General features: G+C 70.8%; 11 protein-coding genes and 1 pseudogene. 3 read left to right on the forward strand and 9 right to left on the reverse strand.

The window, feature by feature from the left end; translation table 11 throughout:
• Positions 1-160: 160 nt before the first annotated feature.
• The 6 genes from VB059_RS01130 to VB059_RS01155 all read right to left on the reverse strand — a co-directional run bounded on the left by VB059_RS01130 (position 161) and on the right by VB059_RS01155 (position 6,301).
• Entirely contained in the window at positions 161-1,648 is a 1,488-nt protein-coding gene (locus tag VB059_RS01130; protein ID WP_323420181.1) for a dicarboxylate/amino acid:cation symporter, read from the reverse strand.
• A 75-nt stretch (positions 1,649-1,723) separates the two neighbouring features.
• A complete protein-coding gene (locus tag VB059_RS01135; protein ID WP_323420182.1) occupies positions 1,724-2,680 on the reverse strand; it encodes an NAD-dependent protein deacetylase in 957 nt (318 codons plus the stop codon).
• 297 nt (positions 2,681-2,977) lie between these two features.
• Positions 2,978-3,781: a DUF1684 domain-containing protein gene (locus tag VB059_RS01140; RefSeq protein ID WP_323420183.1), complete on the reverse strand. Its 804-nt coding sequence runs from the start codon at positions 3,779-3,781 to the stop codon at positions 2,978-2,980.
• Between the two features lie 108 nt (positions 3,782-3,889).
• A complete protein-coding gene (locus VB059_RS01145; RefSeq protein WP_323420184.1) occupies positions 3,890-4,957 on the reverse strand; it encodes a threonine aldolase family protein in 1,068 nt (355 codons plus the stop codon).
• 56 nt (positions 4,958-5,013) lie between these two features.
• Complete coding sequence (locus VB059_RS01150; protein ID WP_323420185.1) at positions 5,014-5,520, reverse strand: GNAT family N-acetyltransferase; 507 nt, start codon at positions 5,518-5,520, stop codon at positions 5,014-5,016.
• Between the two features lie 262 nt (positions 5,521-5,782).
• Positions 5,783-6,301 (reverse strand): GNAT family N-acetyltransferase, encoded by a 519-nt coding sequence (locus VB059_RS01155; protein ID WP_323420186.1) that lies wholly within the window; start codon positions 6,299-6,301, stop codon positions 5,783-5,785.
• A gap of 227 nt (positions 6,302-6,528) precedes the next feature.
• On the opposite strand from VB059_RS01155, the gene VB059_RS01160 reads away from it, so the two are divergent.
• From VB059_RS01160 to VB059_RS01170, 3 genes are read left to right on the forward strand one after another with little or no spacing between them, the layout of a single operon-like run.
• Positions 6,529-7,044 (forward strand): MarR family transcriptional regulator, encoded by a 516-nt coding sequence (locus VB059_RS01160; RefSeq protein ID WP_323420187.1) that lies wholly within the window; start codon positions 6,529-6,531, stop codon positions 7,042-7,044.
• Entirely contained in the window at positions 7,041-8,369 is a 1,329-nt protein-coding gene (locus VB059_RS01165; protein ID WP_323420188.1) for an MFS transporter, read from the forward strand. The genes VB059_RS01160 and VB059_RS01165 overlap by 4 nt, the downstream gene beginning before the upstream one ends.
• Positions 8,366-8,971, forward strand: coding sequence for an HhH-GPD-type base excision DNA repair protein (locus VB059_RS01170; protein WP_323420189.1), 606 nt, complete (start codon positions 8,366-8,368; stop codon positions 8,969-8,971). The genes VB059_RS01165 and VB059_RS01170 overlap by 4 nt, the downstream gene beginning before the upstream one ends.
• Before the next feature lie 77 nt (positions 8,972-9,048).
• Here VB059_RS01170 and VB059_RS01175 read toward each other — a convergent pair whose 3' ends face one another.
• The 3 genes and pseudogenes from VB059_RS01175 to VB059_RS01185 form a co-directional block, all read right to left on the reverse strand.
• Positions 9,049-10,476: a TIGR01777 family oxidoreductase gene (locus tag VB059_RS01175; RefSeq protein WP_323420190.1), complete on the reverse strand. Its 1,428-nt coding sequence runs from the start codon at positions 10,474-10,476 to the stop codon at positions 9,049-9,051.
• A 95-nt stretch (positions 10,477-10,571) separates the two neighbouring features.
• The gene (locus VB059_RS01180; protein ID WP_323420191.1) at positions 10,572-11,111 is read right to left on the reverse strand and encodes a methylated-DNA--[protein]-cysteine S-methyltransferase; all 540 of its coding nucleotides are present in this window, start codon (positions 11,109-11,111) and stop codon (positions 10,572-10,574) included.
• A 178-nt stretch (positions 11,112-11,289) separates the two neighbouring features.
• Positions 11,290-13,314: pseudogene (locus VB059_RS01185) on the reverse strand (glucose PTS transporter subunit IIA); the annotation flags it as partial.
• Positions 13,315-13,823: the final 509 nt, after the last annotated feature.

A 13,823-nucleotide genomic window follows, 5' to 3' on the forward strand; every position in this document is an offset into this window, starting at 1 on the left:
GGTCCGGGGGTAACCGGGCCGGCCGCCGGCGGGGTGGGTAACTGGGGGCCCGGCCGGGCGGGCGGCCGTGGTGTGAGGCTCTGACGCCCCGGCGTCGGCCGAGCGCGGACCTGACGTCGGCCGAGGCTCCGATGACCCGGCGTCGGTCGTCGGTCGACGGTCAGGCGGTGGCCAGGGTCAGTTCCTTCGTGGGCGCGTCGTACGTCGCCCGGTCGAGGATGCCCTCGCGCTTCGCCACGATGACCGGGACCAGGGCCTGGCCGGTCACGTTGAGTGCGGTGCGGACCATGTCGATGATCGGGTCGATGGCCATCAGCAGGCCGACGCCCTCCAGCGGCAGGCCCAGGGTCGACAGGGTCAGGGTCAGCATCACCGTCGCGCCGGTCATCCCGGCGGTGGCGGCCGACCCGAGCACGGCGACCAGCACGATCAGCAGGTAGTCGGCCAGCGTGAGCGGCACGTGGAAGAAGTTCGCCACGAAGATCGAGGCCAGTGCCGGGTAGATCGCGGCGCAGCCGTCCATCTTGGTGGTCGAGCCGAGCGGCACCGCGAACGAGGCGTACGAGGACGGCACGCCCAGGCTCTTGATCGTCACCTCCCGGGTCACCGGCATCGTGCCGAGCGAGGACCGGGAGACGAAGGCGAGCTGGGTGGCGGGCCACACGCCGCGGAAGAAGGGGCCGACCGCCAGCCCGTGGCTCCGCAGGATGAGCGGGTAGACCACGAACCCGACGATCAGGCAGCCGAGGATCACGTCGAGGACGAAGACGCCGAGGGAGCCGACGGTGCCCCAGCCGTACGAGGCGACCGCGTAGCCGAGCAGGCCGACGGTGCCGATCGGGGCGAGCCGGATGATCCACCACAGCACCCGCTGGACGATCGTGAAGGCCGAGTTGACGAAGCCGAGGAACGGCTCGGCCTTCCGGCCGGCGCGCAGGGTGGCGGCGCCGACGACGATCGCGATCACCAGGATCTGCAGGGCGTTGAAGCTCAGCGCGGTGCTGGTGCCGTGGGTGGACACCTCCAGGCCGAGGAAGTTCTGCGGGACCAGGCCGTTGAGGAAGTCGAGCCAGGTGCCCTGGGTCGAGGAGACCTTCGCGGCGCCGGCGGCCACGCTGGTGTGGCCGCCCGGGGTGGTGAGGACACCCAGACCGATGCCGATCAGGACTGCGATCAGTGCGGTGATCGCGAACCAGATGAGGGTCTGGACGGCCAGCCGGGTCGCGTTCGCGACCTCCCGCAGGTGGGCGATCGAGGAGACGATGGCCAGGAAGATCAGCGGCGGGACGACGGCCTTCAGCAGGGTGACGAAGATGGTGCCGATCATCTTCAACGTCGCGGTGAGCCAGTTCGGGATCGCCGTGCCGTCGGCGGCGTGGCCGGCCGGGCCGAGACGCAGGGCGACCAGGCCCAGGACGATGCCCAGGGCCAGGCCGATCAGCACCTGGGCGCTGAAGGACAGGTGGAAGCGCTTCGTGCGCTGCTCGGGCAGGGTGCCGGCGACGGACCGGTCGGCGGGGGTGGCCCGGTCAGGGGCGGTGACCCGGTCAGGGGTGGTGACCCGGTCGGTCGGGGTGGGGCCGGACGGGTCAGCGGACCGTGGCGACGTCGGGTGTGCCGGGGTGGGATCGAGTTCGGTGTGGCTCACGAGCATGGACAGTACAACATGAAATAAGTTTTATCAAAGTCACCCATAAGTCGACCTGTAGGCTGGGTGGTATGGTCAGCCGCCGATGCTCACCCGGGCGGACCGTCCGTCTTCCGCGGCTCGTACGGTTCCCGTTGCTCGTTCGTCGCCAGTGGCTCGTACGTCGCCAGTGGCTCGTACGTCTCCGGTGGAACGTACGTCTCCGGTCGGCGCACTGTCGCCGATCAGCCGGCCGGCCAGCGCCGGCAGCGCCTCCTGCAGCGGTGCCTCCCACTTGAGGGTGACCAGGTCGTCGGCGCGGGTCCGGCCGCGGGTGACGACCACGATCGGCAGGTGCCGCTTCGCCGCCCGCCGGACGAACCGCAGGCCGCTCATCACCTGCAGCGAGGAGCCGAGAACCAGCAGGCCCTCGGCGCGCTCGACCAGGTCGAAGCAGTGCTCCACCGTCGCCCGCGGTACGACGTCGCCGAAGAACACCACGTCGGGGCGCAGCCGGTCAGCCGAGCAGCGGGTGCACAGCGGTGCCCGGAACCCGTCCACCTGCATGGCCGAGAGCACCGCGTCACCGTCCGGCCGGATCTGCGTGCCGCGCCCGACGAAGCCCGGGTTCGCCGCCGCCATCCGGGCATCGAGGGCGCTGCGGGAGCTGACCTCCCCGCAGGCCTCGCAGACCACCCGGGCGAGTGAACCGTGCAGCTCGGTCACCGCCCCGGTGCCGGCGCTCTGGTGCAGGCCGTCGACGTTCTGGGTGATCACCGCCCCGGTCACCCCGGCGCGCTGCAGCGACGTCAGCGCCAGGTGGGCAGGGTTGGGCCGGGCCCGGCGCAGGTTCTGCCAGCCGACGTAGGACCGCGCCCAATAGCGCCGTCGGGCCTCGGCCGAGGCGCGGAACTCGTCGATCCGCATCGGCTGGATCCGGCGCGTGCCGTCCGGGTCGCGGTAGTCCGGGATGCCGGAGGCCGTGCTCATCCCGGCCCCGGTGAGGACGAGCCACGGCCGGGAGGACACCAGGGGGACGATCCGGTCGAGCACGGCTCGAGGGTACGTCACCGGTGGCGGCCCCGACGACGGCGTGCCGCGCCCGACGGTGGCGCGTTGGTCCTGATGGGGTGGCGAGAGTCGGGCGGCGAGGGCGGGGCGGTGGTGCCGCGTTGGTCCTGATGGGGTGGCGAGGGTGGGGCGGTGGTGCCGCGTTGGCCGACGATTCTCACGGCTGACGATCTTCCTCGACCTGGCTGACAGAGGACGGGCGTCGAAATCGGCGAACGTCGGCCGATGTGCGGTACGTCGGCTGATGTGCGGTACGTCGGCTGATGGCCGGTCGTCGGCTCAGTCGGTGGTCGGGCGCTGCTCGCCGGCGGTCACCGGGAAGGGGATCACGTTCTCGCCCACCGGCCGCGGGCAGGTGGCGTACGACGCCACGAAGGCCGCGGGGAAGTTCAGCGACCGGTTGAAGTCCAGCGTGGTGCCGCCCGCAGGGTCGACCTCGCCCAACATGACGAAGCGCCAGTCGGCGGTGTCGAGGCCGTTGGTGGGGTCGTGGAAGACGACGTACGCGTCGCCGTGGCCGCCACTGACCAGCAGTCGGACGTCCTCGTTGTCGCGGGTGAAGGACACCTCGCCCCAGAACGTCATCGGCTGGCTGACATCGGGTCGGGCCGTCTGCACCTCCCGGACCAGGTCGCCGGTGAACTGCTCGAAGTGCGCCCGGACGATCCAGCCCGGGTCCCAGTCGTACGTGGGGACGCCGGTGAATCCGGTGCGGGTGGGCGCCTGCGGGTCGCGCAGGCGCACCATCGGGCGCCCGCCACGGATCCCTGCCTCGGCCATGATGCCGTCGTGGATGAACGACAGATCGGACTCGTCCTCCTCCAGCGGGATCTCGATCGTCCCGGTGACCGGCTCCTCGCGGCGCAGCACGCCGTCCTCGGCGGTGAGCTCGACCCGGACCTCGGCCTCGTCCCCGGACCACAGGCCGGGGAACCCGTCGAGGTGTCGGGGGTCCTCATCCAGCCAGTGCAGCGCGGTGAGCGACAGCCAGCCGTACGGTGCGCGCAGGCCCTTCTCACGTGTCCGGTGCCAACGCGTCCACTCGCTGCGCTCCCACGTCGTCCAGTCGGGTCCGGTGCCCATCGCTCCTCCTGCCTCTGCTGCAGCGAGGGTAGCGCGACCCGCCGACAGCCCGCGGTGGCGTGCCGGGGTGTCGGTCCGCGCGGTGGTCCCGCAGGCCGCCCGGCCGGGTCAGGCCGGCGTGCTCGTCGACGCCAGCGCCTGGCGCAGCGTCGCCACGAAGGCGTCGACGTCGGCCTCGGTGGTGTCGAAGGTGCACATCCAGCGCACCTCGCCGGTGGCCTCGTCCCAGTCGTAGAAGAAGAACCGCTCCCGGAGCCGTTCCGCTGCCGCCCGGGGGACGATCGCGAAGACCGCGTCGGAATCGACCGACTGGGTGATGCGGACCCCGGGCAGGTCGCGGACGCCCGCGGCGAGCCGGGCCGCCATCGCATTGGCCCGTCCGGCCGAGCGCTGCCACAGGTCACCCTCGTACAGGGCGAGGAGCTGGGCGGAGACGAAGCGCATCTTGCTCGGCAGCTGGGTGAGCAGCTTGCGGACGTAGAGCGGCCCGCGGACCGCCTCGGGGTTGAGCACGACGACCGCTTCGGCCCCGATCAGCCCGTTCTTGGTGCCGCCCAGGCTGATGACATCGGCGCCGACCGCGGTGGTGATGTCGCCCAGGCCGCAGCCCAGGCTGACCGCCGCGTTGGCCAGCCGCGAGCCGTCGAGGTGCAGGTACATCCCCAGCCCGTGCGCCTGGTCGGCGAGGGCGCGCAGCTCGTCGGGGGTGTAGACGGTGCCCAGCTCGGTGCACTGCGCGACGCTGACCACCTTGGGCTGGGCGTGGTGCTCGACGCCGAAGCCGTGCGCTCGCCGGGCCACCAGCGCCGGGGTGAGTTTGCCGTCCGGGGCGTCCACGGTCAGCGTCTTGATGCCGGCCAGCTTCTCCGGTGCACCGCACTCGTCTACGTGGATGTGGGCCGTCCCGGCGCAGATCACGGCGTCCCAGCGGTCGGTCAGCATCGCCAGCGACATGATGTTGGCCCCGGTGCCGGTGAAGACCGGGTAGGCGGTCGCCTGTTCCCCGAAGTGACCCCGGAGCACCTGCTGGAGCCGTGCGGTGTACGGATCCTCGCCGTAGCTCACCACGTGGCCGTTGTTCGCGGCGACGATCGCCTCGATCACTTCCGGATGGGCGCCGGAGATGTTGTCGGAGGCGAAGCCGTGGTGGGTCGGATCATGCAGCGGTGCGGGCATACGGACCACAGTAGTGGCGCCGTACGTCCGCACCGCGGGGAGTGACCCGGGCGGGGTCAGCTCAGCTTGATCCGGTACTCGGCCTCCAAGCGGCCGGTGACCTCGTGCTTGCGGGTGCGGCCGGTGGCGTTCCAGCCCATCGCCTCGTACACCCAGATGGCGCGGGTGTTGTCGGCGTACACCCACAGGATGATGTCGGTGAAGCCCTCCTCACGGCAGGCTTCGGGCAGGGCGATCAGCAGGCGGCGGGCCCAGCCCTCGCCCCAGTGCTCGGGGGCGACGCCGAGGAAGCGCAGCTCGCCCCGGTTCGCCGCGGTGGCCTCCCGCTCCGGCTCGACGGCGGCGAAGGACACCACGCCCTCCTCCTCGTTGGCGATCGCCAGCAGGAAGGAGTGCCCGGAGGCCGCCAGGACCTCCTCGATCAGCGGGATGGAATCGTTGATCTTCACGTCGCTCGCGTCGACGAGATCGCGGTGTGCAGTGGCTTCGGCCCAGATGGTGGCGGCCTGCTTGACCAACTTGGGGTCGCGGGTCTTGGTGGCGCCCATCTCGAACTCGGTCATGATGGTCCTTCCGTGTCATGCCGCGTCAGGGCGGGAGTGCCACGACGCTTCTCGGTGCACGCGACCTCGTCAGCAGGGCCGGCACGTGCCTCACTCTAATGGTTGCCGGGGGCGCATTCTAATGGTCGCCGTTGCAGCCAGGGGAATGATCGCCGGTGTGGCCGCGGTGGTGGCCGGGACGGTCCGCCGGACGAGCCTGCGGGACGAGACCTGCGAGGCGTACGGGACGAGGCGTGCGGGGCGAGGGAGCGGTGGGGCGCGGTCAGGCGGCCAGCACCTGGAACAGGACGTGGTCCTGCCAGCGCCCGTTGATCCGCAGATAGCCGGGTGCCCGGCCGATCCGGACGAACCCGTTGGCGACCAGCACATGCTGGGAGGCGATGTTGTGCGGGAGGGTCGCGGCCTCCAGCCGGTGCAGTCCCAGCTCCCCGAAGGCGTACGCCTTGACCGCCGCCACCGCGACGGTGGCCAGACCCCTGCCGGTGTGGTCCAGCGACACCCAGTAGCCGAGCCCGCCGGACAGGAAGGCGCCGCGGGTGATCCGCGAGACGGTGATCCGGCCGACCGGTTCGTCGTCGTCGAGGATGAGGAACGGTGCCGCCAGCCCGGCCTCCCGCTCCCGTAGTGCCTCCGCCAGGAAGGCCTGCTGACCGGGCACGGTGTACCAGGACTCCTCGCGCCGGGGTTCCCACGGCTGGAGGAAGGTGCGGTTGCGGCGGTAGAGCGCCGCCAGGACGGGGGCGTCCTCGAGCGTCGCCGGACGGATCACGGAGCGGGACATGAGGCCAAGTCTGCCAGTGGGCAACGATCGCACAGCGGGCAACGATCAAACATTTGATTAGCTGAGGTAATGAACTATGCTAACCATAGCTGGGCGGTCCGCAGGGACCGGCACGGCAGACCGGAGCCGGCGGACGTCGGCCCGGGACGGATGGAGGCAAGGAAACGACAGTCACGAGGACAGCTCTCACCGGGCGAGCGACACCCACAGCGGCGAAGGACGTGACGATGACCGACACCGAGGCGATCGACACGGCGTCGGTCGACAAGGTTTCGATCGGCAAGGTTTCGATCGGCACCGCGTCGATCAAGACCGAGCCGACTGACACCGAGGCCCTGCTGGGGCTGGCGAACGACGTGCGGATGGTCTGCCAGCAGGTCAGCCGACGGGTCCGGTTCGAGAGCAGTGCCGACGTGGCGCCGCACCAGTTCAGTGTGCTGGTGAAGCTGCGGCACCGTCCGTGGACGCCAGGAGAGCTGGCCGACGCCGAACGGGTGAGCCCGCCGAGCATGACCCGTACGGTCAACTGCCTGTGCGAGCGCGGGCTGGTCGAGAAGGTCGGCAACCCCCAGGACGGCCGCCAGCGCCTGCTGCACCTCACCCCGGAGGGGGAGGCCGTGGTCGAGCGGACGATCAATGCCCGTGACACCTGGATGATGCAGCGCCTCTCGGAACTGTCCGACGACCAGCGCGACACCCTCGCGGCGGCCACCGCCGTGCTGCAGGAGGTGTTGGGCCAGTGAGCCGCACCCAGGCGAGTCCCCGTCCCCTCGGGTCCGTCGGTGCCCGGCGTACGGTCAGCGCGACCCCACACGGCATCTTCGCGTCCCTGCACCTGCGCAACTATCGGTTGTTCTTCTTCGGCATGCTGCTGTCCAACATCGGCCTGTGGATGTTCCGGGTCGCCCAGGACTGGCTGGTGCTGACCCAGCTGACCCAGCACTCCTCGCTCGCGCTGGGCACCATCACCGGTCTGCAGTTCCTGCCGATCCTGCTGCTGTCGGCGTACGGCGGCGCGATCGCCGACCGGTTCGACCAGCGCAAGCTGCTGATGGTCACCCAGACGGCCGCCGGGCTGGTCGCCCTGGTCCAGGCGCTGCTGGTGCTGACCGGCACGGTGCAGCTGTGGCACGTCTACCTGCTGGCCACCCTCGGTGGTGTGGTCGCCGCGTTCGACAACCCGGCCCGGCAGGCGTTCGTCTCCGAGCTGGTCCCGGAGGCCTACCTGGTCAACGCCGTCGGCCTCAACGCCACCACCTTCAACGCCTCGCGGCTGCTCGGCCCGGGACTGGCCGGTCTGATGATCGGTGTCTGGGGTGTCGGCCCGGCGATCCTGGTCAACGCGATCAGCTACGCCGCGACCCTGATCGCCCTCGTCGCGATGGACCCGGCCGACCTGCACCGGGCGCCCCGGACCAACGGTCGGGGCTCGGTCCGGGAGGGCCTGGCGTACGTCCGCCGGCGCCCGGACATCCTGCTGGTGATGTTCATGGTGTTCATGCTCGGCACCTTCGGGCTCAACTTCCAGGTCACCAACGCGCTGATGGCCACCCAGGTGTTCCATGTCGGCCCGGCGGAGTACGGCCTGATGGGCACCCTGATGGGCGTCGGCACGCTGGGCGCGGCCCTGATGGCCGCCTCGCGCAAGCGGCCCCGGATGATGGTCCTGGTCGGTGCCCTGGGCGGCTTCACCGTCGGGATGGCGGGCCTGACCGTGGCCCCCTCGTACGCGGTGTACCTGGGGCTGCTGGTCCTGGTCGGGGTGACCTCGCTGACCGTGATGACCAGCGCCAATGCGACCATCCAGCTCTCCGTCGACCCCGCCATGCGGGGCCGGGTGATGGCCCTCTACATGATGGTGTTCATGGGCGGCACGCCCGTCGGCGCCCCGTTGATCGGCTGGGTCGGCGCCCAGTTCGGCGCCCGGGCCACGCTCGGGGCAGGCGCCGTCGCGACCGGCATCGCCACGCTCGCCGCCCTGTGGGTGCTGCTCCGCTCGCGCCGGGACGGTGCCGGGGCCGACGGTCCGCAGCACGACCGCCCGGACCGTGACACGATGACCGCATGACGCCCACGCTCCACCTCGTCGGCGACGAGCAGGTCGACGCGCTGCTCAGCCGTGAGCCCTTCGCCCTGCTCACCGGCATGCTCCTCGACCAACAGGTGCCGATGGAAGTCGCCTTCGCGGGGCCGGCCAAGCTGCTCGAGCGGCTGGGGACCGTCGATCCCGGCGCGATCGCGGCGATGGACCCCGAGGCGTTCGTCACCGCCTTCTCCGAGCGCCCCGCGGTGCACCGCTTCCCGCGGTCGATGGCCGAGCGGGTCCAGGCACTGGCCGCCGCGGTCGTCGCGACGTACGGCGGCCGCACGGAGGCGATCTGGACCGAGGGCGACCCCGACGGGGCCGAGGTCCTGCGCCGGCTCAAGCGGCTGCCGGGCTTCGGCGAGCAGAAGGCGAAGATCTTCCTTGCCCTGCTCGGCAAGCAGCTCGGCGTGCAGGCGCCCGGTTGGCGGGAGGCTGCCGGCGACTACGGCGTCGAGGGCAGCCGGCGGTCCATCGCCGACGTGGTGGACGCACGCTCCCTCGCCGAGGTCCGCGCCGTCAAGAAGGAGCTGAAGGCGCAGGCCAGGGCGGCGCGACCCGCCCGGACGAAGCCGACCGGAGCCTAGGCTCCTCGAGCGGGCAGCGCGGCCAGGGCGCCAGCGGTCAGCGCGCCAGCGGTCAGGGCGATCAGCGGTCAGGGCGATCAGCGCGCCAGGGCGTGCCGCAGCGCCGAGTCCAGATCCGGCTGGGCGAAGCGGAACCCGGTGGCCTCGAGCCTGGCCGACGACACCCGCTGATCGGTGTGCACCAGCTCCGCGGCACCGTTCCGGCCGAGGACGAGCCGCGGCCCGAACGCCGGGGTGGGGATGAGGGAGGGCCGGTGCAGCACCCGGCCGAGCCGGGTCGCGAACGCCCCCGCGGTGACCGGCTGGGGGGCGACCGCATTGACCGTCCCGGACCAGGTCGGGTCCAGGATCGCCCGGGCGTAGACCCGGGCCAGGTCGTCCAGACCGATCCAGCTCAGCACCGCCTGGGGCCGGGTGAGCCTGCCGCCGACCCCGGCCAGGTAGAGCGGCAGCTGCAGCGCCAGCGCACCGGCCGCGGCGTCGAGGACGACCCCCGTACGCAGCGTCACCAGCCGTACGTCGGCGTCCCGGACCCGCTCGGCGGCCGCCTCCCACTGCCGCACCACGTCGGCCAGGAAGTCGTGACCGGGGGTGGAGTCCTCGTCCAGCAGCTCACCCGGCCGCCTGGCCCCGTACACACCGATGGCACTGGCCTGCACCAGGGCGGTGGGCCCCGCCCCGGCCCGGTGTGCGGCCACGATCGCCCTGGCGAGGGTCGTGGTCGCGTCGAGGCGTGACCACAGGATCTCGTGCTTCGCCGCCGCGGTGAAACGGCCCGCGATGCGGTGGCCGGACAGGTTCACCACCACCTCGACATCGGCGAGCTGCGCCGGATCGAGGTCCCCCAGGGCCGGGGCCCAGGCGATCTCGTCCGCGGAGTGCGGCGGACGGCGGACCAGCCGGCGCACGGTGTGCCCGCCGGTGGTCAGCAGGGCGCACAGCTGGGTGCCGACCGTGCCCGAGGCGCCCGAGACCGCGACCACGACCGGCGTACGTGACAGAGCGGCGTGCAGGGCCAGGTCGGCGCGCAGCTGCTCCTCGCGGAAGCGGAACAGCCCCGCCAGGTGGTGGTGCATCCGGCTCTCGCCGATCGGGCCGGCCAGGGCGGCGGGCAGCTCGTACGTCACCCGGTCGGTGATCCGGGTGCCGCCCTCCTCGGCATCCTCGAAGAGGTGCTCGTGCCGCCAGCTGCGCAGCGGGCCGCTGACCTGCTCGTCGACGAAGAGCACCCCCTGCTCGTACGCCGTGTGCTCCACCAGCCAGTGCAGGCCGGGGGCCGACCGCACCGAGCTGGGCATGGTCCGGCCCGGCCACAGGGCAGTGAGGACGGGGGAGGAGATCCGCAGCAGACGGCGCGAGCCGGCCCGGATGCCGTCACTGGGGCCGTCGACCGTGACGATCGAGCCGGGTGGGCTGAGGCGGACGAAGGCGCCCGGGCGCTCGTGCCAGGCGAACACCTCGTCCCGGGGGTGCGGGTAGGTCGCGGTGTGCTCGAAGACGGTCACGGGAGCCTCTCTGGTCCTGCCGGACCGGCGCCCGGCGGAACATCTGTCCCCATCATGCGTCGCGGACCGCTGCCTCACCAGTACGCGGCCGGCCGTCAGAGCAGTGAGGCCTCCCAGTCGAGCAGCGTCTCCTTGAGGTCCTCCCGCCCGCCGTACCCGCCGAGGGACCCGTCGGCCATGATCACCCGGTGGACCGGGATGATCCACGAGATCGCGGTGGCCGCGCAGGCATTGGCCGCAGCACGGGCGCCGCGTGGCGCTCCGGCCGCGCGGGCCACCTCGCCGTAGCTGATCCGCTGGCCGTACCGGGTGGCCCGGATCACCTCCCAGCAGGCCCGGTGGAAGTCCGATCCGGGCTGGTCGACGTGCAGGTCGTCGTACGCGGTCCGGTCGCCGTCGAGGTGGGCGAGCACCGCGGAGCGTACGATCCCCGCGCCGTCGTCCCGGACCGGTGCAGCCCACTCGGGGCCGACCGCCCCGGCGGGGGAGCGGACGGGGCGGAGCAGGCCCGCCAACAGCTCCGGCGCCGGGGCGAAGCCGGCTGCTCGAACGACCGGGACCTCGTCGCCGGTCCACGCCACGACGAACCCGCCGAACGGCGTGGCGACCTCGGTCCAGCGGAGCCGTACGTCCATGCCGGCAGCCTAGTGCGGCGCCCTGCACAGACGTCGTCCCCCGGACCGGGTGGTCCGGGGGACGACATCTGTGCGCAGGAGTGGGGTCACTCCTCGTGGTGAGGGGCGGGGGTCACTCCGCCGCGACGCCGACGGTGGCCGGCGCCGTCTCGTCGGTGGGTTCGGGGGCCTTCGCGTTGACGATGATCACCGGGGTGCCGATGGTCACCTCACCGGAGATGGCCTGCGCGATGGGGCCGAACTTCTTGCCGTTGGTGACCAGGACGGGGGTCACCAGCGAGTAGCCCTCCTCCTCGATGACCTTGCGGTCGAAGGTGACGAGCGGGGTGCCCGCCTCGACCCGGTCGCCGGTCTTCACCTTGACGTCGAAGCCGCGGCCCTCCATGTTGACCGTGTCGATGCCGACGTGGATCAGCAGTTCGATGCCGCTGTCGAGCCGGATGCCGAAGGCGTGACCGGTCTCGTGGGCGACGAGGATCTTGCCGGGGGCGGGGGACACCACGGTGTCGCCGATGGGCAGGATGCCGACGCCCGCACCGACGGTGCCGCGGCTGAAGACCGGATCGGGGATCTGCTCCAGTGGCATCACGGTGCCGTCCAGCGGGGAGCCGATCTGGGTGATCGCACCGGGCCGCATGGCCGGCTTGATCGGGCGGCCACCGGCGGTGGCGGCCTCGACGGCCGGGGTCTGCACGGCAGCGGCCTCGACGGCGGCCTCGTGGATGGTCGCCTCGGCCTCACGGATCGCGGCGGCCTGGGCCTTCTGCTCAGGAGTCCGGTAGTCGGAGATGATCACCAGGATCATCGCGGTGAAGAACGCGACACCGATCGACAGGGCGTACAGGCCGATGTTGTTGAAGGCGGGGATGGTCAGCAGCGAGGTGAAGACGAAGGCGCTGGTCTTCAGGCCGCCGCCGATACCGGTGATCAGGCCACCCAGGAAGCAGCCGACCAGCATGCGCGGGTAGATCCGCTTGTAGCGCAGGTGGATGCCGTACAGGGACGGCTCGGAGATGCCACCCAGCAGGCCGGCGGCGAGGGCACCGGTGGCGGTCTGGCGCATCATCTTGTCCTTGTCACGGATGGACAGGAAGAGGACACCGGCGGTGGCGCCGAAGCAGGCGAAGTTCCACGAACCCATCGGGCCCTGGATGAAGTCGTAGCCGAGGCTCTGGATGTTCAGCAGCATGATGGCGTTGATCGGCCAGTGCAGGCCCAGCGGCACCATGAAGGGGTACGCCAGCGGGATGACGATGGCGAAGATCAGCGGGGAGAAGTCGTTGATGGACTTCAGGACGTTGGCCAGACCGGCGCCGGCGTACACACCCAGCGGGCCGATCAGGAAGGCGGTCAGCGGGATCATGATCAGCATCGACAGGAACGGCACGAAGATCAGCTGGACGTTCTCGGGGATGATCTTGCGCAGCAGCTTGGTCAACGGGCCGAGGACCCCGGCCATCAGCAGCGGCGGGAACACCTGCGAGCTGTAGTTGAAGATCGTCAGCGGCAGGCCGAAGATCTGCACCACGTTGATGGTGCTGCCGGCGAACTGCATCTGGGTCGAGGCTTCCTTCAGGGCGGCGAAGCCCGGCAGCATCACGACGGCCATGATGGCGAAACCGACCCACGGGTCGGCGCCGACCTTCTTGCTGGCGTTGTAGGCCACCATCAGCGGCAGGAAGACGAACACGCACTGCCAGGCCAGGTTGACGAACTGCCACGACACCGGGAGCGTGGTGCGCGGGTCGGCCCAGTTGCCGATGACGCCCAAGGTGCTCATCAGTGACATGAAGGTGATGAAGAGCGAGGCGCCGAGCAGGGCGCCGATGGTCGGACGGAACGAGTCGGACAGGAACTCGAAGAAGGAGTCCAGCCAGGCGAACTTGCCGCGCGGACCCTTGGCGCGTTCCGCGGCCTTGACATCGGCGTCAGAGGTCTCGCCGGTGGAGACCTTCGCCATCTCGGGGAGCTTCTGGATGTCCTCGAACATCTGGGTCACGGCGCCGCCGATGACCACCTGGAAACGATCGCCGGTCTGCGGGACTGCCCCCATCACCGCCGGGATCGCCTCGACAGCCTTGGAATCGACCTTCGTGCCGTCCTTCAGCTGGAAGCGCAGGCGTGTTGCGCAGTGGGTGAAGCTCTGGATGTTCCCAGCGCCTCCCAAGCCCTTCACGATGTCGCTGGCTGGTGAACTCGCCATCTGGGTTCTCTTTCTCGTGCGACCAGTGGAGCCGTCTTTGGATCCGCTCGTTCCCTGGGATCGGGTCTGACGTCGGTTCCATTGAACGAACACAATCCTAACCCAGGGGGTCAGGGTGTGCTAGGGGTTCTGACGCATAGCTCTGCGTCGAAGCGGCGTGTCTGCAAGGATCCGAGTCTTTTTGTCCACTGTGGATGGAAATCGGTCCGACCGATCTTTGCGTACGGAGGTCGAATGAATCTCAAGCAACGCGCCATCACTAGGTTCGACCGGCGGGGTTTTCGGTGGGGGAGTGTCGACCCTTCGATGGTCCTCCCCGCGGACGGGTGACGGACCATGTACTACGTATGACGAAGATCACGTTACAAGGGCGGTCTCCCCGGGTCCCTCCCGGGGGCGGATCAGGGGTCTCCCGGGTCCGGGGCGGACAGCCGTCAGGCCCCGCCGGGGCCACCGGACGGGTACCAGGGGGCCAGGGGGCAGGGGAGCGGGGCGGGCAGGAGGGTCGT

Source organism: Raineyella sp., assembly GCF_034933565.1.
In the GTDB taxonomy this organism is placed as follows: Bacteria; Actinomycetota; Actinomycetes; order Propionibacteriales; family Propionibacteriaceae; genus Raineyella.